Source organism: Streptomyces sp. Q2, assembly GCF_056820935.1.
Genome location: NZ_JBXEJE010000009.1, coordinates 147,010 through 170,530, shown reverse-complemented (window position 1 = coordinate 170,530; position 23,521 = coordinate 147,010). Strand labels below are relative to the sequence as shown.

The window sequence follows — 23,521 nt, the reverse complement described above, 5'->3', positions numbered from 1 at the left end:
CAACCAGCTGCACCGGCAGCTGCACCAGTACGTACGGAAAGGTCAGGGGTCAGGGCATGAGCGAGGCTGTCGCAGGGGCTGTCGCCGAGCGGTTCGAGGAGCTGTACGGGACCGGGCCGGAAGGGGTGTGGGCGGCGCCGGGCCGGGTCAACCTCATCGGCGAACACACCGACTACAACGACGGTTTCGTCATGCCGTTCGCCCTGCCGCACGTCACCGTCGCCGCGGTGTCCCGGCGTGAGGACGGCGTCCTGCGCCTGCACTCGGCGGACGTCGACGGCGGCGTCGTCGAGCTGCGCCTGGACGGCCTGGCCCCGGAGTCGGACCGCGGCTGGACGGCGTACCCGGCGGGCGTGGTCTGGGCTCTGCGCGAGGCGGGCCACGCGATCACCGGCGCGGACGTCCACCTGACGTCGACGGTGCCGTCCGGCGCGGGCCTGTCCTCGTCGGCGGCCCTTGAGGTCGTGGTGGCGCTCGCCCTGAACGACCTCTACGACCTCGGCCTCAAGGGCTGGCAGCTGGCCCGCCTGTGCCAGCGCGCCGAGAACGTCTACGTCGGCGCCCCCACCGGGATCATGGACCAGACCGCGTCGGCCTGCTGCGAGGCCGGCCACGCCCTGTTCCTCGACACCCGCGACCTCTCCCAGAAGCAGATCCCCTTCGACCTGGCCGCCGAGGGCATGCGCCTGCTGGTCGTCGACACCCAGGTCAAGCACGCCCACAGCGACGGCGAGTACGGCAAGCGCCGCGCCGGCTGCGAGAAGGGCGCCGACCTGCTGGGCGTGAACGCCCTCAGGGACGTGCCGTACGACGGACTCGACGCGGCCCTTGCCCGCCTCGGCGACGAGGAGGAGGTCCGCCGCCTGGTCCGCCACGTCGTCACCGAGGACCAGCGGGTCGAGCGGGTGGTGTCCCTGCTGGAGTCGGGTGACACCCGCGCGATCGGCCCGGTGCTGACCGAGGGCCACGCCTCGCTCCGGGACGACTTCCGCATCTCCTGCCCGGAGCTGGACCTGGTGGTGGACACGGCGCTGGGCGCGGGCGCGCTGGGCGCGCGCATGACCGGCGGCGGCTTCGGAGGCTCGGCGATCGTCCTCGCGGAGGCCGCCGACGTCGACACCATCACCAAGGCCGTCCAGGAGGCCTTCGCCGCGGCGGACTTCACCGCCCCGCGGGTGTTCGAGGCGGTCCCGGCGGCGGGGGCGCGCCGGCTCAGCTGAGCCGCTTGGTCAGCGTGTACTCCGTGATCCCCGGCGGATAGTCGGGGATCACGCACACCACCTCGTACCCCTGCTTCTGGTAGAACCGCGGCGCCTGGAAGTCCCAGGTCTCCAGGCGCACGGCCGCACAGCCCCGTTCGCGACGGGCCATCCGCTCGGCCTGCCCCAGCAACGCGGAGCCCAGGCCCGCGCCGCGGTGGCGGTCGTCGACCCACAGGTACGTGACGTGGAGCCAGGTCGCCCAGGTGTGACCGACGAGGCCGCCGGCCAGGCGGTCGGCGTCGTCCAGGATCCAGACGTGCAGCGGGGATTCGCGTTCGCCGGGGGTGTCGCGCAGGGCGCGCAGGACGGGGGAGGCCGCCGTGTTCGTCTCCCGCAGCCGGATCCGGAGAAGATCGCGCCGTTGTCTGTCGACTCCTGTCTCCATACGAAACATGCGGCTCACCATAAACGCGTCGGACAGCCAGTTCTGCAAATTGCCTTCCGCTCCTGCCCCCCGCCCGTACCCTGATGAACAGCACCGGTGGGGGCCGGTGTGATCAGGGGGCGAGACAGTCGGGTACGACGCCCGAAGTGGGGTAGCGGTCCTGCACGGCGGCGGCCGTGCGGTGACGGATGCCTCTGGGCGTCGTATCCGCGTATATGTCGTCGTTCTCCGGACCTTGGGGTATCCCCTGCTCTTCAGGAGCTTGGGGAAGGGGGTTTCGTGGTTCGCATCCGAGTTCTGGTCGTCGACGACCATCGCATTTTCGCCGAGTCACTCGCCGCGGCGCTGGCGGCCGAGCCCGACGTGGACGTTTCCGCGGCGGGCAGCGGCCCCGCGGCGGTGCGCAGTCTGGAGCGCGCGGCCGCCGAGGGGCGCCGCTACGACGTGCTGCTGGTCGACGCCGACCTGGGCGGCAACGTGCCCGGTGTCCGGCCCGCGATGCCGGTTCAGGAGGTGGGCGAGGACGGCCTCGTCGACGGGATCTCCCTGGTCGTCGGGGTGCGTTCGTCGCAGCCCGCCGTCCGGATCGTCGTGCTCGCCGAGAAGGACGACCCGCGGCGGGCCGCGCTCGCCCTGCAGGCCGGTGCCTCCGGGTGGGTCGCCAAGGACTGCTCGCTGTCCCGGCTGCTGACGGTCATCCGAGGGGTCCTGCGCGAGGAGACGCACCTGCCGCCCGCGCTGCTCACCGGCGTCCTGCGGGAGCTGACCGCCGCGCGCAAGCACCGCACCGAGAGCGAACAGCTGGTGGAGTCCCTCACACCGAGGGAGCGCGAAGTGCTGCGCTGCATGGTCGCGGGGCTGGGCCGCAAGGCCGTCGCCGAGCGCCTGTTCCTCTCCCCGCACACCGTCCGCACGCACATGCAGAACGTGCTCGGCAAGCTCGGGGTGCACTCCACCCTGGCCGCCGTCGCGCTGGCGCGGCGGGCGGGGGTGGGTCCCGTCGACCTAGCCGGGGATGTTGTCGAACGGGGCGGTCAGCTGGCGTAGCAGTCCGGCCAGTTCGCTGCGCTGAGCGCGGGACAGCTCCGCGAGGATCGCGCGCTCCTGGTCCAGCAGTCCGGCCAGGGCCTGGTCCGCGCGGTCGCGGCCTTCGGCCGTGAGGCGGACCAGCACGCCGCGCCGGTCGCTGGGGTCGGGCAGCCGCTCGACCAGACCCTTCTTGGTCAGGCGGTCGATGCGGTTCGTCATCGTGCCCGAGGTGACCAGGGTCTGGGTCAGCAGTTGCCCCGGCGAGAGCTGATACGGCGTTCCCGCGCGCCTCAGCGCCGTCAGCACGTCGAACTCCCACGGCTCCAGGCTGTGCTCGGCGAAGGCCAGCCGGCGGGCCCGGTCCAGGTGCCGGGCCAGTCTGCTCACCCGGCTGAGTACCTCGAGCGGTTCCACGTCGAGGTCCGGGCGCTCCCGGCGCCATGCTGATACCAGCCGATCGACCTCGTCCTCCATGACGATCAGTGTAGTGGTTGTGTCGATGTGAAGTCTCTTGACATCGACATTCTTGACGTCGAGCTAAATTCGGGTCAGGCTGGGAACCCGTCAGAACGGCCACGACGAGGAGGCCCCCATGCCCGCCGCCGCCCCCACCTGGGACCCCGCCCAGTACCTGCGCCACGCCGACCACCGCGCCCGCCCCTTCGTCGACCTCCTCGCCCGCGTCCCCGGCCTCCCCGGGGACCCGCCCCGCATCGCCGACCTCGGCTGCGGTCCCGGCAACGTCACGACCCTGCTCACCGACCGCTGGCCCACCGCGCACGTCACCGGGTACGACAACTCGCCGGAGATGCTCGACAAGGCACACGTGGACCACTCCGGCCCCACCCCCGGCGGCGGCCGCCTCGACTTCGCCCACGCCGACGTACGGAGCTGGACGCCGCCTCGGCCGTACGACCTGATCGTCAGCAACGCCACCCTGCAGTGGGTGCCGGGGCACGTGGAACGGTTCGCGCCGTGGGTGGCAGGCCTCGTGCCCGGCGGCACCTTCGCCTTCCAGGTCCCCGGCAACTTCGGCGCCCCCAGCCACCTGCTGATGCGCGAACTCGCCCACTCCGCCCGCTGGAAGGACCGCCTCGCCGACACCCTGCGCCACGACGACGCCGTCCTCGCGCCCCAGGTCTACCTGGAGCGGCTGGCCGGCCTCGGCTGCACCGCGGACGTGTGGGAGACGACGTACGTCCATCTGCTGGAGGGCGAGGACCCGGTGCTGGACTGGGTGAAGGGCACCGGCCTGCGCCCCGTCCTCACCGCCCTCGCCGACGACCCGGACGCCCGGGAGGAGTTCGTCGCCGAGTACCGGGCAGCCCTGCGCGAGGCCTATCCGACCGGGCCGCACGGCACGCCCTTCCCCTTCCGCCGGATCTTCGCGGTGGCGCGGAAGGAGGCGTGATGATCACCGGAGTCGACCATGTGCAGCTCGCCGCCCCGCCCGGCTGCGAGGAGCGGCTGCGGGCGTACTACGTCGGTGTCCTCGGGATGACGGAGATCCCTAAGCCGCCGGTGCTCGCGGCGCGTGGGGGGTGCTGGTTCCAGGTGGGTTCAGTGCAGCTGCACTTGGGGATCGAGAAGGACTTCCGCCCCGCGAAGAAGGCTCACCCCGGGCTGCGGGTGACGGACATCGGGGCGTTTGCGGCCCGGCTGGAGACGCGGGGCGCGACGGTCATCTGGGACGACGACCTGCCGGGTCACCGGCGCTTCCACGCCGAGGACCCCGTCGGCAACCGGCTGGAGTTCCTGGAGCCGGTCACAGCTCCTTGAGGGCGTCCAGCGTGATGTCGAGGTCGAGATCGTAGGGGACGCCGAGCTTGAGCCGGTCGTGGTGGATGCCGGTCAGCGCGTAGGTCTTCGACAGCGGGTCGAACTCGTAGACCCGCACCACGGGGTGTCGGCCCTCTCCGGCCATGTCGACCAGCCAGAAGTGGGGGATGCCCGCGGCGGCGTACTTGCGGGGCTTGGTGTCTTGGTCGCGGGCCTCGGAGTCGGGGGAGACCACCTCCACGGCGAGCAGCACGTCGGCGGCGTTGAACCGGGTCTGCTCCAGGCCGGTCACGGCCTCGGCGCGGACTACGGACACATCGGGCTCGGGGCCGTTGCGCCGGTCCAGGACGACGGTCATCTCCCGAAGGACCTTCAGCTGCTTCGGGGCCGCGCCACGCAGGCCTGCCAGCAAAAGGTCGATCATGCGGCTGTGGAAAATCCGCTGCGGACTCACGAAGACAAGGCTCCCGTCGATCAGCTCGGTGTGCGGCGGGAGGTCAGGCAGCGTGAACAGGTCGTCCACGGTGTACCCGTCCTGCGGCGGCACCGGCCAGCGGCAGCCGTGCTTGGCGGTCGGCTCGGCGGTCATGGTTCCTCCCATGGAGGGGATTCTCGGCCTGCTGCATCACGGTAGCGGGCGGAATCCGCAGGCGTCATCACAAGGAGTGACCGCGTCAGTTCTTCCGGCGCCCTATCAAGTGCGGCTTCGCCTCCAGCCCGTCCAGCCCGTGCCAGGCCAGATTCACCAGATGGGCGGCGACCTCCGCCTTCTTCGGGCGGCGGACGTCCAGCCACCACTGGCCGGTCAGCGCGACCATGCCGACCAGCGCCTGCGCGTACAGCGGGGCCAGCTTGGAGTCGAAGCCGCGGTTCTTGAACTCGCGCCCGAGGATGTCCTCCACCTGGGTGGCGATGTCCGAGATCAGGGAGGCGAAGGAACCCGTGGACTGGGGGATGGGGGAGTCACGGACCAGGATCCGGAAACCGTCCGTGTACTCCTCGATGTAGTCCAGCAGCGCGAAAGCGGCCTGCTCGCACAGCTCACGCGGATGACCGGCCGTCAACGAACTCGTCACCATGTCCAGCAGGCGCCGCATCTCACGGTCGACCACCACCGCGTACAGCCCCTCCTTGCCGCCGAAGTGCTCGTACACCACCGGCTTGGACACCCCGGCCTTCGCCGCGATCTCCTCCACCGAGGTGCCCTCGAAGCCCTTCGCGGCGAAGAGGGTGCGACCGATCTCCAGCAGTTGCTGGCGACGCTCCGCACCGGTCATCCGGGTGCGACGCGCACGCCGCGGCTTCTCATTGCTCGGGGTGCTGCTGGAGTCGGTCGCCACGGCGTCAATCATGCCGCCTCGGCCGTCTCCCTCTCGCGTCGGGAACCGTCCTCACCCGTGTTACGGCGGGAATCGATACGCGAGCGTGACGGCCAGCGCACGTCATAGGCCCAGCCGAGCATCTCGAACCAGCGGATGAACCGCGCCGAGGAGTCCAGCTGGCCCCGCTCCACCCCGTGCCGTGCCGACGTCGGGTCGGCGTGGTGCAGGTTGTGCCAGGACTCGCCGCAGGACAGGACGGCCAGCCACCACACGTTGCCCGACCGGTCACGCGACTTGAACGGCCGCTTGCCCACCGCGTGGCAGATCGAGTTGATCGACCAGGTGACGTGGTGCAGGAGGGCCACCCGCACCAGCGAGCCCCAGAAGAAGCCGGTGAACGCGCCCCACCAGGACATCGTCACCAGACCGCCGATCACCGCGGGCAGCGCCAGCGACAGGATGGTCCACAGGATGAACTGCCGGGAGATCGCCCGGATCGCCTTGTCCTTGATCAGGTCCGGCGCGTACTTGTCCTGCGGCGTCTGCTCCTCGTCGAACATCCAGCCGATGTGCGCCCACCACAGGCCCTTCATCAGCGCCGGGAGCGTCTCCCCGAAACGCCACGGCGAATGCGGGTCGCCCTCGGCGTCGGAGAACTTGTGGTGCTTGCGGTGGTCGGCCACCCAACGCACCAACGGCCCCTCGACGGCCATCGAGCCCATGATCGCCAGCGCGATCCGCAGGGGTCGTTTGGCCTTGAAGGAGCCGTGGGTGAAGTAGCGGTGGAAACCGATCGTGATGCCGTGGCACCCCAGGTAGTAGAAGAAGACCAGAAGGCCGAGGTCCAGCCAGCTCACGCCCCAGCCCCAGGCGAGGGGCACGGCCGCCAGCAGCGCGAGGAACGGGACGGTGATGAAGAGCAGCAAGGTGATCTGCTCGATCGACCGCTTCTGCTCGCCACCCAGGGTGGCGGACGGCGCGGGAGTCTCGTCGGCAGGCTTCGAAGAGCCTTCGATCACGTCGGAGCTAGAGGTCATGCGTGTCCCCTGTGGGGTCTTGGATTGAGGCTGGTGCCGGGCAGCGAGAACCGAGCGGTGCTTCCTACGGTTCCGTAACCTACGGCATCGTAAGTATGGCAGCGGGTCGCCCTGCGGCAAGAGCCCGAGATTCTGCGCGTCCGCATGGACACCTATCCTTGGATCGGTCGGACAGCGCGGTCCGCTCTCATTTCTTCCCGGATGTCCGGCCCGTATGCGGCAGCAGCCGCCTGACCGCCATCCGGGTTCCCCTCTCGCATGAGCTTCAACACTGCAAGGAGCCGCACCTGTGAGCAGTGCCGACGACCTGACTACGAGCACCATGTCGACCAGCAGCGAGCTGCGCGCCGACATCAGGCGACTGGGTGACCTCCTCGGCGAGACCCTTGTCCGACAGGAGGGTCCCGAGCTGCTCGAACTGGTCGAGAAGGTCCGCCGCCTCACCCGCGAGGACGGCGAAGCCGCCGCCGAGCTGCTGCGCGGCATCGAACTGCAGACCGCGGCCAAGCTGGTCCGCGCCTTCTCCACCTACTTCCACCTGGCCAACGTCACCGAGCAGGTCCACCGCGGCCGGGAACTGCGCGCCAAGCGCGCCGCCGAGGGCAGCCTGCTGGCCCGCACGGCCGACCGCCTCAAGGACGCCGACCCCGAGCACCTGCGCCAGTCGGTCGCCAACCTGAACGTGCGCCCCGTGTTCACGGCCCACCCCACCGAGGCCGCCCGCCGCTCGGTCCTCAACAAGCTGCGGCGCATCGCCGCGCTCCTGGAGATGCCGGTCATAGAGGCCGACCGCCGCCGCTACGACACCCGCCTGGCCGAGAACATCGACCTCGTGTGGCAGACGGACGAGCTGCGCGTCGTACGCCCGGAGCCCGCCGACGAGGCCCGCAACGCCATCTACTACCTGGACGAACTGCACGCGGGCGCGGTCGGTGACGTCCTGGAGGACCTGACGGCCGAGCTGGAGCGGGTCGGGGTGAAGCTCCCCGACAGCACCCGGCCCCTCACCTTCGGCACCTGGATCGGCGGCGACCGCGACGGCAACCCGAACGTCACGCCCCAGGTCACCTGGGACGTCCTGATCCTCCAGCACGAGCACGGCATCAACGACGCCCTGGACATGATCGACGAGCTCCGCGGCTTCCTCTCCAACTCCATCCGCTACACCGGCGCCACCGACGAGCTCCTGGACTCCCTCGGCACCGACCTGGAGCGCCTCCCGGAGATCAGCCCCCGCTACAAGCGCCTCAACGCCGAGGAGCCCTACCGCCTCAAGGCCACCTGCATCCGGCAGAAGCTGGAGAACACCAAGACGCGCCTGGCCAAGGGCATCCCGCACGAGGAGGGCCGCGACTACCTCGGCACCGCCGAACTGCTGCACGACCTCACCCTGATCCAGAGCTCCCTCAGGGAACACCGCGGCGGCCTCTTCGCCGACGGCCGCATGGACCGTACGATCCGCACGCTCGGCGCCTTCGGCCTCCAGCTCGCCACCATGGACGTACGTGAGCACGCGGACGCCCACCACCACGCCCTCGGCCAGCTCTTCGACCGGCTCGGCGAGGAGTCCTGGCGCTACGCCGACATGCCCCGCGAGTACCGGGGCAAGCTGCTCGCCAAGGAGCTGCGCTCCCGCCGCCCGCTCGGCCCCACGCCGGCGCCCGTGGACGCGGCCGGCCAGAAGACCCTCGGCGTCTTCCAGACCGTGAAGCGGGCCCTGGAGGTCTTCGGGCCCGAGGTCATCGAGTCGTACATCATCTCGATGTGCCAGGGCGCCGACGACGTGTTCGCCGCCGCCGTCCTCGCCCGCGAGGCGGGCCTGCTCGACCTGCACGCCGGCTGGGCCAAGATCGGCATCGTGCCCCTCCTGGAGACCACCGACGAGCTCAAGGCCGCCGACACGATCCTGGAGGACATGCTCTCCGACCCGTCCTACCGGCGCCTGGTCGCGCTGCGGGGCGACGTCCAGGAGGTCATGCTCGGCTACTCCGACTCCTCCAAGTTCGGCGGCATCACGACCTCGCAGTGGGAGATCCACCGCGCCCAGCGCCGCCTGCGTGACGTGGCGCACCGGTACGGCGTACGGCTGCGGCTCTTCCACGGCCGTGGCGGCACCGTCGGCCGCGGCGGCGGCCCCTCGCACGACGCGATCCTCGCCCAGCCCTGGGGCACCCTGGAGGGCGAGATCAAGGTGACCGAGCAGGGCGAGGTCATCTCCGACAAGTACCTCGTGCCGTCCCTGGCCCGCGAGAACCTGGAACTCACGGTCGCGGCCACCCTGCAGGCCTCCGCCCTGCACACCGCGCCCCGCCAGTCCGACGAGGCGCTGGCCCGCTGGGACGCGGCCATGGACCTGGTGTCCGACGCCGCCCACTCGGCCTACCGCCGGCTCGTCGAGGACCCCGACCTGCCCGCGTACTTCTTCAAGGCCACCCCGGTCGACCAGCTCGCCGACCTGCACCTGGGATCCAGGCCCTCCAGGAGGCCCGACTCCGGCGCCGGCCTCGACGGCCTGCGCGCCATCCCGTGGGTGTTCGGCTGGACCCAGTCCCGGCAGATCGTGCCCGGCTGGTTCGGCGTCGGCTCCGGCCTCAAGGCCCTGCGCGAGGCCGGCCTGGACACCGTGCTCGACGAGATGCACGAGCAGTGGCACTTCTTCCGCAACTTCGTCTCCAACGTCGAGATGACGCTGGCCAAGACGGACCTGCGGATCGCCGCCCACTACGTCGACACCCTCGTCCCGGACGACCTCAAGCACGTCTTCGAGACCATCAGGGCCGAGCACGAACTGACCGTGCGCGAGGTGCTGAAGGTGACGGGCGAGAAGGAACTGCTCGACGCCACCCCGGTGCTGAAGCAGACCTTCAGCATCCGCGACGCCTACCTGGACCCGATCTCCTACCTCCAGGTCACCCTCCTCAAGCGCCAGCGCGACGCGGCAGCCGCGGGCGAGCAGCCCGACCCGCTGCTGTCCCGGGCACTGCTGCTGACCGTCAACGGCGTGGCGGCGGGCCTGCGCAACACCGGCTGACGGTCCCCTCGGACGCGACAACACAAAGGTGCCCCCGAGCCTCGTACAGGAGGCTCGGGGGCACCTTTGCGCGTGCGATCGGGCTCTGGTGGTGAGGATCAGGCCTGACGGCGACGGAACACCAGGTAGCCGCCCCCCGCGACCAGCGCGGCCGCGAGGCCGGACAGCAGGCCGACGGGGGCGCCGTTGCCGGTCTCGGCGAGGTCGCCGCCGGTGCCCTGGGCGGACGGGGAGGAGGAGGCCGACGGGTCCGCCGACTCGCCCGCGGAGGAGCCCGGGCTCGGCGACGCGGACGGGTCGGCCGACTCGCCCGCCGAGGAGCTCGGCGAGGCAGAGACGGACGGCGTCGAACCGCCACCGTCCCCGTCGTCCTCGCAGTCCGTCCAGAACACCTTGTGCTTGGCGGCGCCGTTCTCGCCCTCGAAGTTCCAGAACAGCTTGTAGTGGCCGTCCGGCAGGGACAGGTCGTCCGTACGGCCGTGACCGTCGGCGTCCAGGGTGATCTCGCCGGACTTCACGGTCTCGCCCTTGACGTCGGCCGTCGGGGCCCACGCCTCGATGTGCCAGTCGACCTCCTGGACGGCGTCGAAACCGAAGGCGTCGAGGTAGAAGGTGCAGACGTGGGGCTCGTTCTTGCGGAGCTCCTCGCCTGTGGTGGCGTCGTGGATCTTCACGGTGCCGTTGTCGCCGGGAGCGGCGGCAGATGAGGTCGCGTGCGCGGCGGGAGACAGGAGCAGAGCCGCCGAGACGACACCGGCGGACAGGACGCCGGAGCGGGTGAGGATACGCATGGGGCAGTAGTCCATCTTCGAGATGTGAAACGGAAGATGTGGAGGGGGCGGCTCAGCTTCCAGCCGGGACTGACCGCAGGTCAATCACGAACAGGGAACGAATGGTTCGAGCACGGAAGGCGAGGCCGATGAAGCCCCTCACACCACCACAAAAGCGGCCGTGAGCAGCGCGATCCCCGACCCCGCCAGCACCCACGCCACCCGCGTCCGCCGAAGCCCGCCCGCCACCACGACCGAGGCCAGCAGCAGCGCGCCGCCCATCGGCACCCAGGCGTACAGGATCCCGGCAGGACCGGAGCGCACCACGTCGTCGCTGCCCGGCTTCACCACCACGGTGTACGTCCGCCCCTTGCGCACGGCGACCGTGTGCGCGATGACCACGCTCCGGCGGGCGGACGACCCCACCGACGCCGGCGTGTACGGCCCCGTACAGGTGTCCTCGCCGCACCGCGTCACCTCGACCGTGCCGCGCTCCCGCCCCTTGGTGAGCATCACGTGCTGGGCCGTCCCCCAGGACGCCCACACACCGGCGATCAGGATCAGCGCCGCGACCGTACCCATCGCCATGAGCCGCCCGAACCGCAGCGCGGTCACGGAGGCCTGACGGGAGGTGATGGCAGTGGCAGGCATGGCGGGGATCATTGGCCATGGCACTGCGGTCGGTCAACTTCGCCGGGTGCCCGGGGCGGAAAAGTCGGCAGTTGTACGTACCTTTCCCCAGCCCCTTCCCCCGGGCCTCCCCTGGCCCGTTCCCGGCCTCAGGAGTTGTACGTACCCTGAGCCCGCTCCAGTCCGTCGATCACCAGACACTCCACCGCGTCCGCCGCCCGGTCCACGAAGTAGTCCAGCTCCTTGCGCTCCGCCGACGAGAAGTCCTTCAGCACGAAGTCCGCGACCGGCATACGCCCCGGAGGCCGCCCGATCCCGAACCGCACCCGGTGATAGTCCGCACCCATCACCTTCGTCATCGACTTCAGACCGTTGTGCCCGTTGTCCCCGCCGCCGAGCTTGAGCCGCAGCACGCCGTAGTCGATGTCCAGCTCGTCATGGACGGCCACGATGTTCGCCACCGGCACCTTGTAGAAGTCCCTGAGCGCGTTCACCGGCCCGCCCGACAGGTTCATGTACGACATCGGCTTGGCCAGCACCACCCGCCGGCTCGCCGGCCCGGGCGGCCCGATCCGCCCCTCCACGACCTGCGCCTGCGCCTTCCCGGCCCGCTTGAACCTGCCCCCGATCCGCTCCGCGAGCAGATCGGCGACCATGAAGCCGACGTTGTGCCGGTTGGCGGCGTACTCGGGCCCGGGATTACCCAGGCCGACGATCAGCCACGGGGCGCCTGCATCGGTCGTCACGTGCATGTCTCCTTGATACGCGCCGACCGCCGCCCCCGAGGGGAGCGGCGGCCGGCAGCCGGTATTCCGGGGAGGATCAGGCCTCGGTGGCCTCGGCCTCACCCTCCGCCGGGGCCTCCTCGGCCTGGGCGGCCAGGACCTGGAGGACGACCGCGTCCTCGTCGGTCACCAGCGTGGTGCCCTCGGGCAGCGGGATGTCCTTGGCGAGGATGGAGTCACCGGCCTCCAGGCCCGCGATGGAGACGGTGACCGACTCCGGGATGTGCGTGGCCTCGGCCTCGACGTTCAGCGTGCTCAGCACGTGCTCGAGCAGGTAGGCGCCCGGCGCGAGCTCGCCCTCGGTGTGGACGTAGACCTCGACGTTGACCTTCTCGCCGCGCGTCACCAGAAGGAGGTCGACGTGCTCCAGGAAGCCCTTGATCGCGTCGCGCTGCACGGCCTTCGGGATCGCCAGCTGGGTCTTGCCCTCGATGTCCAGCGTCAGCAGGACGTTCGGGGTGCGCAGGGCGAGCTGCAGCTCGTGGCCCGGCAGCGTGATGTGGGCCGGCTCGGCACCGTGACCGTAGACAACGGCGGGAACCTTGTTGTCACGGCGGATACGGCGGGCCGCACCCTTGCCGAACTCGGTACGGGTCTCGGCGGCGAGCTTGACGTCAGCCATGGTCACTCCTCGTAGAACAGTCGGGGAAGGTGGTCACCCGGCCAAACAATCGGCCTGCTACGAAGAGCGCGTCGATAACGGACCGCCGTACGCCTCCTGAAAAGCGGTACGGCCTCCCTCGCCGAGCAACTTGAGCAGTCTACTCGGCAGGGAGGCCACACCCAAAAGGATCTTCGAAGCAGTGCCTACTGCTCGTCGAACAGGCTCGTCACCGAACCGTCCTCGAACACCTCACGCACCGCGCTCGCGATCGTCGGCGCGATCGACAGCACCTTGATCTTGTCCAGGTCCGCGCCCAGCTCACCCGGCGTCGGCAGCGTGTCCGTGAAGATGAACTCGCTCACCCGCGAGTTCTTCAGCCGGTCCGCCGCCGGACCCGACAGCACACCGTGCGTCGCCGTCACGATGACGTCCTCCGCGCCGTGCGCGAACAGCGCGTCCGCCGCGGCACAGATCGTGCCACCGGTGTCGATCATGTCGTCGACCAGCACACACACCCGGCCCTTGACCTCACCCACGACCTCGTGGACGGTCACCTGGTTCGCCACGTCCTTGTCACGCCGCTTGTGCACGATGGCCAGCGGGGCGCCCAGCCGGTCGCACCAGCGGTCGGCGACCCGCACCCGGCCCGCGTCCGGCGACACGACCGTCAGCTTGTTCTTGTCGACCTTCCTGCCCACGTAGTCCGCGAGGAGCGGAAGGGCGAACAGATGATCCACCGGGCCGTCGAAGAACCCCTGGATCTGGTCCGTGTGCAGATCGACGGTCAGGATGCGGTGGGCACCGGCCGTCTTCATCATGTCCGCGATCAGACGCGCCGAGATCGGTTCACGTCCACGGTGCTTCTTGTCCTGACGCGCGTAACCGTAGAACGGCACGATGACGGTGATGGAGCGGGCCGACGCGCGCTTCAGCGCGTCGATCATGATCAACTGCTCCATGATCCACTTGTTGATCGGAGCCGTGTGGCTCTGGATCAGAAAGCAGTCCGCACCGCGAGCCGACTCCTGATAGCGCACATAGATCTCGCCGTTCGCGAAGTCGAAGGCCTTCGTCGGGACAACCCCGACACCCAGCTGCTGGGCGACCTCCTCGGCAAGCTCGGGGTGGGCGCGGCCGGAGAAGAACATCATCTTCTTCTCGCCGGTCGTCTTGATCCCGGTCACAGCACTGTCTCCTCAGAGGTGTCTCAACTGGGTACCGATAGACCGTCTCAGCTGGCTGCGAGAGGCCGTCTCGGCTGGTGGGGCGTGCGGGTGTGCACTTATCACGGTACGCCGTGTCCGACGCACCCGTTTCCGGTCAGCCTTCGCTCTCACCCTGCCGGGACGCCGCCTCGGCCGCCTTCGCAGCCGCGCTCCCCGGACGCTTACGGGCCACCCAACCCTCGATATTCCTTTGCTGACCGCGGGCCACGGCCAACGAACCGGGCGGTACGTCCTTCGTGATCACGGACCCGGCGGCGGTGTACGCACCGTCCCCGACCGTGACAGGCGCCACAAACATGTTGTCCGAACCGGTACGGCAGTGCGACCCGACGGTCGTGTGGTGCTTGTCCTGACCGTCGTAGTTCACGAACACGCTCGCCGCACCGATGTTGGTGTGATCACCGATCGTCGCGTCACCGACATAGGACAGATGCGGGACCTTCGTCCCCTCCCCGATGGAGGAGTTCTTCGTCTCCACGTACGTACCGACCTTCGACTTCGCGCCGAGCCGCGAACCGGGCCGCAGATAGGCGTACGGCCCCACAGTCGCCTGCGGACCCACCTCCGCCCCGTCCGCGACCGTGTTGTCGACCCGCGCCCCCGCGCCCACCCGGGTGTCCCTGAGACGGCTGTTGGGCCCCACCTCGGCGCCCTCACCCAGGTGCGTCGAGCCCTGCAACTGCGTCCCCGGATGCACGACGGCGTCCTGCTCGAAGGTGACGCTCACGTCGACCCAGGTCGTGGCCGGATCGACGACGGTCACGCCGGCCAGCATCGCGTCGGTCAGCAGCCGGTCGTTGAGAATCCGCCGGGCCTCGGAAAGCTGCACCCGGTTGTTGATCCCCGCGATCTCACGGTGATCACCGGCGACCGAAGCCCCCACCCGATGCCCGGCCTCACGCAGGATCCCGAGCACGTCGGTCAGGTACTCCTCGCCCTGCGAGTTGTCCGTACGGACCTTCCCCAGCGCGTCCGCCAGCAGCTGCCCGTCGAAGGCGAACACCCCGGAATTGATCTCCCGGATCGCCCGCTGCGAGTCGGAGGCGTCCTTGTGCTCGACGATCCCCGTGACAGCCCCCGAGCTGTGCTCGCGCACGATCCGCCCGTAACCGGTGGCATCCGGAACCTCCGCGGTCAGCACGGTCACGGCGTTGCCGTCGGCGGAATGCGTGGCGGCGAGCTGCCGCAGGGTCGCACCGGTCAGCAGAGGCGTGTCCCCGCACACGACGACCACGGTGCCCTCCACCGGACCGCCCAGCTCCTCCAACGCCATCCGCACGGCGTGCCCCGTGCCGTTCTGCTGCGCCTGCACCGCGGTGCGCACCTCGGCGTCGGTCTCCGTCAGATGCGCGGTGACCTTCTCGCGGGCGTGGCCCACGACCACGACGAGATTCTCCGGCTGCAACTCACGCGCGGCGGCGAGCACATGGCCCACGAGGGACCGGCCACAGATCTCGTGCAGAACCTTGGGTGTGGCCGACTTCATACGGGTGCCCTCACCCGCTGCGAGAACGACGACGGCTGCCGGGCGAATGGCGCTCACGGGGTTGCCCTTCGGCTTTGGATGGGTGGGGGTCGGACATCCGCAGGATACCGGGGCGTTTCGTGGGGGACATGAGAGTGGGCCCTGACAGTGCTGTCACTGGTCAGGGCCCGAACCGAGCATGTGCTCCCCCGCCAGGACTCGAACCCGGACAGATGGCACCAAAAGCCACAGTGCTGCCAATTACACCACGGGGGATGGAACTCGGCTAAACCGGACATTCGGTTAGATCGCCGAGATGGCACCCAACACTATGCCGTACCAAGCGCCTTCCATGCGACGGTACAACTCGGCGCTCCTGGTGACGTAGAGGACCAGGCAGCCGCGATAGGCCTCCGGCGTGTTCTTCCGGTTCGTTGTGGGGTTGTGTTTCTTGAGGGTGGGGCGCTGGAACTCGCAGGCGTCCGCCCCGACAAGTTCGGCCCAGAATGCCTGGGCGGCGCCCACGTCGGCCGATTCGTGGATGCTGACGCGGAACCGCATGCGTTCGCGTTCGACGCCCATCGACTCCAGCCACCGCAGGTAGAGGCGAATGACGTTCGGGTCACTGTTGATGAACTGGAGGTTCTCGCGGCGCCGGCGACTGTGGGCCTTGTCCTTGGCTCCCTCTGCCCAGTAGAGGGCGACGCCCGCCAGGAACAGCTCCCGGTCGCTCAGTACGCCCACCTCCCGCGTGGCCGCGGCCTTGGTCTGCTGCCGCTCGGCGTCGCGCAGGGGCAGCTCGTGCTCCCAGTGCTTCCGTGCGGCGAGCAGTGCCTGATCGGCGGGGTCACGCCGCTCGGGCTTCGGCAGATCCCGCACCCACAGTGAGATCGAACTCTTGGAGCACCCCAGCTCCACCTGGATCTGGTCGTACGTCCCTCCCCGCAGGCGTAGCTCGCGCGCCTTTTCCCGCAGGTCGTCCCTCGCGTTCGGGCGCTTGGTCCATTCCGGGGGTGGTTCGCCCTCCAGGAGGCGGTTGAGGATGTCGTTGTTGCGGACGTGCAGACGGTCGCGGATCTGGCGTCGGCTGAGGCCGGCTCGTCGCAGCGTGACCGCCTGCTCCCGGAGCCCTCGAAGTCCGTGTCTGTGCCGTGTGGATGTGCCATGGGCATACCGTCCGGGCGGAATCCGATCTTCCGGAGTCGAACGGTGAGCGATTCAACAGTTCGAGAGATATCGGTCGGTTTCGTTGCCGTTCGATCACGGAGTGTGGTGTAGGCCAGTCAAGGAAACTCACCGGAAAAGGGGCACCCGGCGCCCGTAGGCTGGAGGCATGACCACGACGGGGGAAGAACACACCACGGCCTTGGGAGGGCCGTGGTGGTGGGCCAGGTGGCGCAGTGCGGTGCTGGACGTGGGTCTGGCCGTGGCGTCCGCGGTGGAGTGTGCGGTGGAGGGGGTGCCGTTCGCGCGGGACGCGGGGATTCCGGATGCCGCGGGGGTGGTGTTCGGCGTCCTGGCCGGCTCGGTGCTGGTGTTGCGCCGCAAGTGGCCGATCGCCGTCGTGCTGGTGTCGATCGCGATCACGCCCGCCTGGATGGGCTTCCTGATGGGCATCGTCGGTCTGTACACGCTGGCGGCCTCCGAGCTGCCGCGGCGGATCATCGGCTCGCTGGCGGGAATGCAGCTGGTGGGGACGTTGATCGTGACGTTCGTGCGGGTGCGGCAGGGGGTGGCGCAGGGGGACTGGACGATGGGGGACTGGTTCGTCCCCTTCGCCTCGCTCGCGACCTCGATCGGTTTGACCGCGCCGCCGCTGCTGCTCGGGCTGTATGTGGGGGCGCGGCGGCGGTTGATGGAGAGCCTGCGGGAGCGGGCGGACAGTCTGGAGCGGGAGCTTCAGTTGCTCGCCGAGCGGGCCGAGGAGCGGGCGGAGTGGGCTCGGAACGAGGAGCGGACGCGGATCGCCCGTGAGATGCACGACGTCGTGGCGCATCGCGTGAGCCTGATGGTGGTGCATGCCGCGGCGCTTCAGGCCGTTGCCCGCAAGGATCCCGAGAAGGCGGTGAGGAATGCCGCGCTCGTGGGGGACATGGGGCGCCAGGCGTTGACCGAGTTGCGGGAGATGCTCGGGGTGTTGCGTACCGGTGGGGCGGCCGTGCGGCGGGACAGTGTGCCGTTGGCGGCGGTGGGGGTGGTCGCGGCCGCGGCGGCGTCCCGGGTGGCGGACGACGAGGGGGCGGCGGACGGGCCGTGCCTGTCGGATCTGGATGTGCTGGTGGGGCAGTCGGCCGCCGCGGGGATGGTGGTCGATCTGTCGGTGGAGGGGGAGACGCGGTCGTATGCGGCGAGGATCGAGCAGACGGCGTTCCGGGTGGTGCAGGAGGCGTTGACGAACGTCCACAAGCATGCGGCGGGGGCGAAGACGCACGTACGGCTCGCGCACCGGGTGTCGGAGATCGCGATGCAGGTGGAGAACGAGCCGCCGCCGGAGCTGACTTCGGCGTCGTCGGCGCGGTTGCCGTCCGGGGGCAACGGGCTGGTGGGGATGCGGGAGCGGGTCGTGGCGCTGGGTGGTGTGTTCGTGTCGGGGCCGACGGATGCGGGGGGTTTCCGGGTGTCGGCGGTGATTCCGGCCGCGTCGTAGGGCGGTCGCTCGGGTGCTGTCAGCCTGCCGTGAGGCGGGTCGGATCGACGCCGGAGACGAGGGTGGCGAGGGCTTGGTCGAAGTCGGGGCCGAGGTACCAGTCGCCGGTGTGGTCGAGGGCGTAGACGCGGCCTTCGGTGTCGATGGCGAGGAGGGCCTGGGTGTCGGTCTCGGCGCCGAGGGGGCAGACCTCGGTGCCGAGTGCGCGGCCGAGGTCGCCGAGGGTGCGGGCCATGTGGAGGCCGTGCAGCGGGTCGAGGTGCAGTTCGGCGGGGGCGATCTGGCGGCCGGGGCCGGTGGGCGTGAGGTGGAGGCCGCCGAATTCGGCCCAGGCCTCGACGGCGGCGGGGAACACGGTGTGCCGGTGTCCGGCGCGTGAGGTGTGTTCCCGCAGGGCGTCGGCCCAGATTTCGGCCTGCTTTATGTCCCAGCGTCCGGGTTGCCAGCCGGCGGCGCGCAGGGCGGCGTCGACGGGTACGGGGAAGCGGGTGGTGGAGGTGCGGTCGGGGTGCATCTTCCCTTGGTTCGTCGAGAGCGTCGGGAGCGTCGAGATGGTCGCGATCGTTGGGGTCGCGGCCGTCGTGACCGGGGGCTGTGGTGACCGGGGGCGGTCGTGGCGGGTGCCTTGTCGGTGTACGTCCTGTCGGGGTGGGTCCTGTCGGTGTTCGTCCGGGTGAGGGACGTCCGGGTGATGTGCGTCCTGGTGATGTACGTGGGGTGTGCCTGATCGGCTCAGTCGTCCGGCGTCGTGGAGTCGACGACACGGACGCCGAAGTGGGCGCTGAGGGCGGCGCAGGCGCGGCAGGGGGCGGCGAAGCCGCCGTGCAGGGGGTCACCGTCCTCGCGGATGTGTCTCGCGGTGAGTTTGGCCTGCTTGAGTGCTCTGCGGGCCTCGCCGTTGGTCATCGGTCTGCGGGCGGCGCGTTTGCTGCGGGCGGCGTCGATGGCGGTGATGTGGCGGGAGATCAGCATCGTTTCGGCGCAGCGGCCGGTGAAGCGGTCGCGTCGGTCGCTGGGGAGGCTGTCGAGGAAGTCCTGGACCAGGGGGTGCAGGGCGGGGGGCTGGTCGCCGCGGGCGGCGGTGCCGGTGAGGGTGGCGCCGCGTACGGAGAGCGCGGCGGCGACGGTGGGGAGTATGCCGTCGCGGCGGTGGCGCAGGGTGGGGGCGTGTGGGGTGTCGGTGCTGCTCCAGCCGATGCGGGGATCGCCGGAGGAGCCGTTGTGCGGGCCTGTGTGCCGGGCGGTCCGGTGGTCGCCGGACGTGCCTGGTCGCGGTCCTGGGTGTGGTCCCGTCTGCGTCGCGTTCATGATCGTCATCCCCTCCCGAGCATCCCCCGGACGACACAGAGTGCCAAATGCCGTGGCTGCTGCGGAAGCTGGGGCGGCGCGACACGCCCGGGTTTGGGCTGGCTGTCACGGCGGGGTGACGGCTGGTCACGGAAGCGGAGGGGTGCTGACCGGTGCCCGGTGACCGGTCTTGTCGTACCGCATAGGCTGTCGGCACCGCGATCCGCGCGGTCGACGCGTGGAGACGGACGAGACAGTCGATACGGGGCGTAGGGGCCGAAGATGGTCGCTACGGGTCGTACCAGAGTGCCGCAGGGGGCAACCGCCATGACGACAGGTCGGCTCGGGCAGCAAGCCGCGCCGCCGAACGCGGCCTACGCCGGGCAGGTCGTGCATTTCCCGGATCCGGTCCGGGCGGCCCGTCACCCGAGAGGGGTACGGGTGGACGAGCACGGCTATCCCGACTTCTCGCCCTACGCGCGTGCGGTCGCGGAGATCGCCGATCCGCCGGAGGGTTTCGGGGTCGACGAGTTGCGGCTGACGGACTACGTGTCGGCGAACGCGGCCCTGGCGGCCACGGGGCACGAGTTGTGGGACACGGTGCCCGCGGTGGCGACGCCGCACGGCTGGACGTGGCATCACGCGGCGACCTCGCGGCGGCTGGAGTTGGTGCCGGTCGACGTGAAGGCGTTGCTGCGGCATCACGGCGGTATCGCGACGGCGGCGGTGGACCAGAACAAGAGGGGTACGCGGCCGCTTCAGGAGACGCGTCCCGCGCACTTCGGGCTGCCGAAGTCGGGTGTGGCGGTGACGGAGTCGCAGGTGCTGGGCGTCGAGGAGGACCTCGGGTACCGGCTGCCGGGCGCGTACCGGTCGTTCCTGAAGGCGGCGGGCGGGTGTGCGCCGGTGGGCACGGCCCTGGACGCCGAGTTGGGCCTGCTGATCGACCAGCCGTTCTTCACGGTCCGGGACGAGGCGGCGGTCAACGACCTCGTGTACGTCAACAAGTGCCTGCGTGACCATCTGACCAAGGACTACTTGGCGGTCGGTTTCGTGCAGGGCGGTCTGCTGGCCGTGAAGGTGAAGGGTGAGCGGGCCGGTTCGGTGTGGTTCTGCGCGTACGACGACGCGCGGGACGTCGATCCCTCGTGGCCGCCGGCCGAGCGGGTGGAGCGGTTGCTGCTGCCGTGCGGTGACGACTTCGACGCATTCCTGTCGCGGCTGGCGGGCAATCCGCCGGAGTTGGAGACGGTGGCGAACCTGATGGTGGACGGCGGGTTCGCGCGGTCCGTTCCCGTCTCGTCGGTGGGGGAGTGAGCTGAACGATGGTGACGTTTGCGCAGGCGCAGGAGCGCGCCGAAGAGTGGATCAACGGGGATGTGCCGGCGTACCAGCATCGTGAGGTGCGGGTACGGGAGTTCGACCTCGGGTTCGTGGTGTGGGCCGAGGACCGTGCGGACGGGCCGCGTTCGGACGGCGGTGCTCAGCGGCTGGTCATCGCCCGGGACAGCGGGGAGGCCACGCTGTGGCCCTCGCTGGCGGTGGGTGAGGTGATCCGCCGGTACGAGGAGCGGTACGGCCGTGCGGATGCCGTCGCCGACGCGGTGCCGGCTCCGGCGGCCCGGGTCGACCTGAACCAGACGTCGTTCTTGTTGACTCCGCCGGAGTGGTTGCAGGAGGCGGCGGACAAGTTGGGGATCCCGGACCGGCGGGGGGCTGCGGCTTCCGGGGGTTCCGGCGGTGCCGGGGGTGCCGGTGCGGCTGCCGCTTCCGCGGGGGCCGGTGCCGGTGGGGCGTCCCGGGGCGGTGAGGCGCTTCCTCAGACGCAGGCGGGGCCTTCCGGCGTGTCCGCCGGGCCTTCCGGTGTGTCCGGTGTGCCTGCAGGGGCGACGCCCTGGGCCGGGACCGACACCAACGGGGATGGTGGTGAGGACCGTTCGGTGCCGTTGCCGGCGACCGTGTTCGCGCCGCCGCTGAGCGGTGCCGACGACGATGCCGCGCCGCCGGACGCCAAGACGGCCCTGATCTCGGGCGGCAGCGCGCTTCCGCCGACGGCGTTCGCGCCGGCGGTCGACGAGTCGAACGCGCCGGGTGGGCCGGTTGTGCCCCCGGGGGACGGGGCTCCGGGTGGACCGACCGGTCCGGGTGCGCCGTCGTCGTATGGGTATCCGCAGGCTGGGGGTGGGCCGGGTGGGCCTGCCGGTGCGACGCCTCCGCCTCCGCCGGGTGCGCCGTCGTACGGCTATCCGCAAGGGGCCGGCGGTGTCGCGGGGGCTGCTCAGCCTCCCGTCGCCGGGGCCGGTGCTCCGGGCGGGCGGTCGCTAGCGCCGAACGCCGGGGACATCGCCGACGCCGCGACCAGCAAGGCGGCGCCTCCGCCGCGCCGTGCCGGGACCAACCCGCCGCCTCCGCCGGGTGCGCCGGGGACGCCGGGCGCGCGTCCGGGCGGCCCGCCCGCGCCCGCCGGGCCGGGTGCGCCGGGTGCGCCGGGTGCGCCGGGTGCGCCGGCGGGTGGGTACGTGCCGACGCAGATGGTGTCGGCGCTCGGCCCCGACGGTCCTGGGGGACCTGCCGGCGGGCCGGGCGCTCCGCAGGCGCCGGGCGCGCCGAACCCGCCTGGTGCTCCGAACCCGCCCGGCGGTACGCCTCCGGGTGAGGTCCACCATGCCGCCACGATGTTCGCCGATCCGGGGCGGATGGGTCCTGGCGGGGCCGCGGCGCAGCCTCCGGGAGCTCCTGGGGCGCCCGGTGCTCCCGGTGCGCCTCAGCCGCCCGGTGCCCCGGGCAGGCCTGGTGCGCCTCAGCCGCCTGGCGCGCCCGGTGCGCAGGGCTCTTCCGGTGGCGCGCGAGGTGCCGTGCACCACGCGGAGACCATGTTGGCCGGGCCACCGGTGGGCGGACCCGGCGCGACTCCGCCGCCGCCTCCCCCGGCCCCCGGCGCGCCTGGGGCCCCGGGTATGCCTCCGGGCCCATCCGGCGCGGGTCCCGGCGCTCCGCAGCGGCCGATGCCGCCCGGCGCCATGCCGCCGCCCGGTGCCATGCCTCCCGGTGGGATGCCGCCTCCCGGGCAGCCCATGCCGGGGCAGCCGGCGGCGTACGGCTATCCGCAGCACCAGGGGCAGCCGACGGTCGGGCCCGGCTATCAGGCCGTACTGCGGTACCGCGCGCAGGACGGGTCCGAGCAGCAGCTGATCCGGCGTTCGGCGCCGGGGACGCCGCATCCGGAGTGGCAGATCTTCCACGAGCTGCGCGCGATGAACGTGCCGCCGGACCAGGTGCTGGAGCTGCACACGGAGCTGGAGTCCTGTGAGCTGCCGGGTGCGTACTGTGCGCGGATGATCCGGGAGCAGTGGCCGCAGGCGAGGATCGCGAGCATCGCGCCGTACGGCACGGATCACGCGAGCCGTCGGCAGGGCATGCAGCAACTCATAGAGCACCAGGGTGAGTTGCACCAGGTCGCCGACGGGCCTGCCCGCCCGGCCCCGATCCGGGCGCCGCTGCCTCAGGTGCAGCCCGCGCCGCCGATTCCGCCGGAGGGTGTGGCGCAGGAGGTCGCGGGGGCGTTCGGGCCGGGGGTGTTCCGGTTCGAGCAGGCCGCCGTGTCCCGGCAGGGTGTGCCGCCGGTCGTGGCGCACTCGCTGGTGGTGGCGGGGCTGCCGATGGACATGGGTCCGTTCTTCTGGGCGCAGGCCCAGCCGGGGCGGCCGGTGCCGACGCTGGCGGAGCTGGCGGCCGAGCGCGGAGTGCAACCGGCCTCGGACGCGGGCTCGTACCTCGTCATGGGCAGCGACTTCGGCCGGGCGATCTGCGTGCAGTACGGCACGGCGAACATCGTGGCGGTACCCGTGGAGGCGGGGCCGGGCGGTGCGCCCGTACCGCCGCAGTTCGTGAACACGGGGCTGCCCGAGTTCCAGCGGTGCCTGGCGCTGCTCGGTCGGATGTGGCGGCTCCGGTTCGGGCTGAACCAGGAACAGGCGGGACGCTGGACCGTCGACTTCCAGGCCCAGTTGGCCGCGCTCGACCCGGCGGCTCTCGGTTCGCCGGAGAGCTGGTGGTCGGTGCTGCTGGAACAGATGTGGGACGGGCTGCTGTAAGGCGCCCCGGCCGCTGGAGAGATGCGTTCTGCGCGGTGAGGGCCGGCCCCGGTCGTGTGATCGGGGCCGGCCCTTTCGCGTGCGCTGGGTGCCCGGGGGTGTGGATTCGGGCCCGGTCCCGGACGGACCCGGTCCCGCATGAACTTGGACGTGGATCTGGATCTGGAC

General features: G+C 70.8%; 23 protein-coding genes and 1 tRNA gene. 8 read left to right on the top strand and 16 right to left on the bottom strand.

Going from position 1 to position 23,521, the window contains the following annotated elements; genetic code table 11:
- The first annotated feature begins 56 nt into the window (after nt 1–56).
- Nucleotides 57–1,220: a galactokinase gene (galK, locus tag ACWBNA_RS12275; protein WP_482704322.1), complete on the top strand. Its 1,164-nt coding sequence runs from the start codon at nt 57–59 to the stop codon at nt 1,218–1,220.
- Here the strand turns inward: galK and ACWBNA_RS12270 are convergent.
- Nucleotides 1,213–1,668, bottom strand: a complete 456-nt coding sequence (locus tag ACWBNA_RS12270) for a GNAT family N-acetyltransferase (protein WP_482704396.1) — start codon at nt 1,666–1,668, stop codon at nt 1,213–1,215. The two genes, galK and ACWBNA_RS12270, sit on opposite strands and share 8 nt — an antisense overlap.
- Before the next feature lie 258 nt (nt 1,669–1,926).
- Between ACWBNA_RS12270 and ACWBNA_RS12265 the strand changes: the two genes are divergently transcribed.
- Entirely contained in the window at nt 1,927–2,694 is a 768-nt protein-coding gene (locus tag ACWBNA_RS12265; RefSeq protein WP_482704321.1) for a LuxR C-terminal-related transcriptional regulator, read from the top strand.
- Here the strand turns inward: ACWBNA_RS12265 and ACWBNA_RS12260 are convergent.
- Entirely contained in the window at nt 2,653–3,150 is a 498-nt protein-coding gene (locus tag ACWBNA_RS12260) for a MarR family winged helix-turn-helix transcriptional regulator (protein WP_217242434.1), read from the bottom strand. The genes ACWBNA_RS12265 and ACWBNA_RS12260 overlap by 42 nt on opposite strands.
- Nucleotides 3,151–3,268: 118 nt before the next feature.
- On the opposite strand from ACWBNA_RS12260, the gene ACWBNA_RS12255 reads away from it, so the two are divergent.
- Nucleotides 3,269–4,087 carry a trans-aconitate 2-methyltransferase gene (locus tag ACWBNA_RS12255; protein ID WP_482704320.1) on the top strand — a complete coding sequence of 273 codons (819 nt, stop codon included), beginning with the start codon at nt 3,269–3,271 and terminating at the stop codon, nt 4,085–4,087.
- Complete coding sequence (locus tag ACWBNA_RS12250) at nt 4,087–4,455, top strand: VOC family protein (protein ID WP_482704319.1); 369 nt, start codon at nt 4,087–4,089, stop codon at nt 4,453–4,455. Before ACWBNA_RS12255 ends, ACWBNA_RS12250 begins: the two co-directional genes overlap by 1 nt.
- Here ACWBNA_RS12250 and ACWBNA_RS12245 read toward each other — a convergent pair.
- The 3 genes from ACWBNA_RS12245 to ACWBNA_RS12235 all read right to left on the bottom strand — a co-directional run bounded on the left by ACWBNA_RS12245 (nt 4,442) and on the right by ACWBNA_RS12235 (nt 6,814).
- Nucleotides 4,442–5,044 (bottom strand): Uma2 family endonuclease, encoded by a 603-nt coding sequence (locus ACWBNA_RS12245; protein WP_482704395.1) that lies wholly within the window; start codon nt 5,042–5,044, stop codon nt 4,442–4,444. The two genes, ACWBNA_RS12250 and ACWBNA_RS12245, sit on opposite strands and share 14 nt — an antisense overlap.
- An 85-nt stretch (nt 5,045–5,129) precedes the next feature.
- Complete coding sequence (locus ACWBNA_RS12240) at nt 5,130–5,807, bottom strand: TetR family transcriptional regulator (RefSeq protein WP_383858828.1); 678 nt, start codon at nt 5,805–5,807, stop codon at nt 5,130–5,132.
- The gene (locus ACWBNA_RS12235; RefSeq protein WP_482704318.1) at nt 5,804–6,814 is read right to left on the bottom strand and encodes an acyl-CoA desaturase; all 1,011 of its coding nucleotides are present in this window, start codon (nt 6,812–6,814) and stop codon (nt 5,804–5,806) included. The genes ACWBNA_RS12240 and ACWBNA_RS12235 overlap by 4 nt, the downstream gene beginning before the upstream one ends.
- A 289-nt stretch (nt 6,815–7,103) precedes the next feature.
- Between ACWBNA_RS12235 and ppc the strand changes: the two genes are divergently transcribed.
- The gene (gene ppc, locus ACWBNA_RS12230; RefSeq protein WP_482704317.1) at nt 7,104–9,845 is read left to right on the top strand and encodes a phosphoenolpyruvate carboxylase; all 2,742 of its coding nucleotides are present in this window, start codon (nt 7,104–7,106) and stop codon (nt 9,843–9,845) included.
- A 98-nt stretch (nt 9,846–9,943) separates the two neighbouring features.
- Here ppc and ACWBNA_RS12225 read toward each other — a convergent pair whose 3' ends face one another.
- From ACWBNA_RS12225 to ACWBNA_RS12190, 8 genes are all read right to left on the bottom strand, one after another.
- Nucleotides 9,944–10,636 (bottom strand): LPXTG cell wall anchor domain-containing protein, encoded by a 693-nt coding sequence (locus ACWBNA_RS12225; protein WP_482704316.1) that lies wholly within the window; start codon nt 10,634–10,636, stop codon nt 9,944–9,946.
- 138 nt (nt 10,637–10,774) lie between these two features.
- A complete protein-coding gene (locus ACWBNA_RS12220; protein ID WP_482704315.1) occupies nt 10,775–11,278 on the bottom strand; it encodes a hypothetical protein in 504 nt (167 codons plus the stop codon).
- 116 nt (nt 11,279–11,394) lie between these two features.
- Nucleotides 11,395–11,997: an aminoacyl-tRNA hydrolase gene (gene pth / locus ACWBNA_RS12215; protein ID WP_482704314.1), complete on the bottom strand. Its 603-nt coding sequence runs from the start codon at nt 11,995–11,997 to the stop codon at nt 11,395–11,397.
- A 70-nt stretch (nt 11,998–12,067) separates the two neighbouring features.
- Nucleotides 12,068–12,652, bottom strand: a complete 585-nt coding sequence (locus tag ACWBNA_RS12210) for a 50S ribosomal protein L25/general stress protein Ctc (RefSeq protein ID WP_482704313.1) — start codon at nt 12,650–12,652, stop codon at nt 12,068–12,070.
- Nucleotides 12,653–12,837: 185 nt separating this feature from the next.
- Nucleotides 12,838–13,818: a ribose-phosphate diphosphokinase gene (locus ACWBNA_RS12205; RefSeq protein ID WP_482704312.1), complete on the bottom strand. Its 981-nt coding sequence runs from the start codon at nt 13,816–13,818 to the stop codon at nt 12,838–12,840.
- Between the two features lie 136 nt (nt 13,819–13,954).
- On the bottom strand, nt 13,955–15,403 hold the full coding sequence (gene glmU, locus ACWBNA_RS12200; RefSeq protein ID WP_482704311.1) for a bifunctional UDP-N-acetylglucosamine diphosphorylase/glucosamine-1-phosphate N-acetyltransferase GlmU: 1,449 nt from the start codon (nt 15,401–15,403) through the stop codon (nt 13,955–13,957).
- 126 nt (nt 15,404–15,529) lie between these two features.
- Nucleotides 15,530–15,601, bottom strand: a tRNA-Gln gene (locus ACWBNA_RS12195).
- Between the two features lie 27 nt (nt 15,602–15,628).
- Nucleotides 15,629–16,204, bottom strand: a complete 576-nt coding sequence (locus ACWBNA_RS12190; protein ID WP_482704310.1) for a hypothetical protein — start codon at nt 16,202–16,204, stop codon at nt 15,629–15,631.
- Between the two features lie 454 nt (nt 16,205–16,658).
- Here ACWBNA_RS12190 and ACWBNA_RS12185 point away from each other — a divergent pair, with 454 nt between their 5' ends.
- Entirely contained in the window at nt 16,659–17,972 is a 1,314-nt protein-coding gene (locus ACWBNA_RS12185) for a sensor histidine kinase (RefSeq protein ID WP_482704309.1), read from the top strand.
- Between the two features lie 19 nt (nt 17,973–17,991).
- On the opposite strand, the gene ACWBNA_RS12180 is transcribed toward ACWBNA_RS12185, so the two are convergent.
- Nucleotides 17,992–18,486: an SUKH-3 domain-containing protein gene (locus ACWBNA_RS12180; RefSeq protein WP_482704308.1), complete on the bottom strand. Its 495-nt coding sequence runs from the start codon at nt 18,484–18,486 to the stop codon at nt 17,992–17,994.
- A 218-nt stretch (nt 18,487–18,704) separates the two neighbouring features.
- Nucleotides 18,705–19,280 (bottom strand): YwqJ-related putative deaminase, encoded by a 576-nt coding sequence (locus ACWBNA_RS12175; RefSeq protein WP_482704307.1) that lies wholly within the window; start codon nt 19,278–19,280, stop codon nt 18,705–18,707.
- A 306-nt stretch (nt 19,281–19,586) separates the two neighbouring features.
- On the opposite strand from ACWBNA_RS12175, the gene ACWBNA_RS12170 reads away from it, so the two are divergent.
- Complete coding sequence (locus ACWBNA_RS12170; RefSeq protein WP_482704306.1) at nt 19,587–20,576, top strand: SMI1/KNR4 family protein; 990 nt, start codon at nt 19,587–19,589, stop codon at nt 20,574–20,576.
- 166 nt (nt 20,577–20,742) lie between these two features.
- Here ACWBNA_RS12170 and ACWBNA_RS12165 read toward each other — a convergent pair whose 3' ends face one another.
- The gene (locus tag ACWBNA_RS12165; protein WP_482704399.1) at nt 20,743–20,949 is read right to left on the bottom strand and encodes a hypothetical protein; all 207 of its coding nucleotides are present in this window, start codon (nt 20,947–20,949) and stop codon (nt 20,743–20,745) included.
- A gap of 1 nt (nt 20,950) precedes the next feature.
- Here ACWBNA_RS12165 and ACWBNA_RS12160 point away from each other — a divergent pair, with 1 nt between their 5' ends.
- Nucleotides 20,951–23,353, top strand: coding sequence for an SUKH-4 family immunity protein (locus tag ACWBNA_RS12160; protein WP_482704394.1), 2,403 nt, complete (start codon nt 20,951–20,953; stop codon nt 23,351–23,353).
- Nucleotides 23,354–23,521: the final 168 nt, after the last annotated feature.

Coding starts and splice junctions, on each gene's coding strand:
- galK (WP_482704322.1), top strand. CDS start 57: ATGAGCGAGGCTGTCGCAGGGGCTGTCGCCGAGCGGTTCGAGGAGCTG.
- ACWBNA_RS12270 (WP_482704396.1), bottom strand. CDS start 1,668: ATGGTGAGCCGCATGTTTCGTATGGAGACAGGAGTCGACAGACAACGG.
- ACWBNA_RS12260 (WP_217242434.1), bottom strand. CDS start 3,150: ATGGAGGACGAGGTCGATCGGCTGGTATCAGCATGGCGCCGGGAGCGC.
- ACWBNA_RS12255 (WP_482704320.1), top strand. CDS start 3,269: ATGCCCGCCGCCGCCCCCACCTGGGACCCCGCCCAGTACCTGCGCCAC.
- ACWBNA_RS12250 (WP_482704319.1), top strand. CDS start 4,087: ATGATCACCGGAGTCGACCATGTGCAGCTCGCCGCCCCGCCCGGCTGC.
- ACWBNA_RS12245 (WP_482704395.1), bottom strand. CDS start 5,044: ATGACCGCCGAGCCGACCGCCAAGCACGGCTGCCGCTGGCCGGTGCCG.
- ACWBNA_RS12240 (WP_383858828.1), bottom strand. CDS start 5,807: ATGATTGACGCCGTGGCGACCGACTCCAGCAGCACCCCGAGCAATGAG.
- ACWBNA_RS12235 (WP_482704318.1), bottom strand. CDS start 6,814: ATGACCTCTAGCTCCGACGTGATCGAAGGCTCTTCGAAGCCTGCCGAC.
- ACWBNA_RS12225 (WP_482704316.1), bottom strand. CDS start 10,636: ATGCGTATCCTCACCCGCTCCGGCGTCCTGTCCGCCGGTGTCGTCTCG.
- ACWBNA_RS12220 (WP_482704315.1), bottom strand. CDS start 11,278: ATGATCCCCGCCATGCCTGCCACTGCCATCACCTCCCGTCAGGCCTCC.
- pth (WP_482704314.1), bottom strand. CDS start 11,997: ATGCACGTGACGACCGATGCAGGCGCCCCGTGGCTGATCGTCGGCCTG.
- ACWBNA_RS12210 (WP_482704313.1), bottom strand. CDS start 12,652: ATGGCTGACGTCAAGCTCGCCGCCGAGACCCGTACCGAGTTCGGCAAG.
- ACWBNA_RS12185 (WP_482704309.1), top strand. CDS start 16,659: ATGACCACGACGGGGGAAGAACACACCACGGCCTTGGGAGGGCCGTGG.
- ACWBNA_RS12180 (WP_482704308.1), bottom strand. CDS start 18,486: ATGCACCCCGACCGCACCTCCACCACCCGCTTCCCCGTACCCGTCGAC.
- ACWBNA_RS12175 (WP_482704307.1), bottom strand. CDS start 19,280: ATGAACGCGACGCAGACGGGACCACACCCAGGACCGCGACCAGGCACG.
- ACWBNA_RS12170 (WP_482704306.1), top strand. CDS start 19,587: ATGACGACAGGTCGGCTCGGGCAGCAAGCCGCGCCGCCGAACGCGGCC.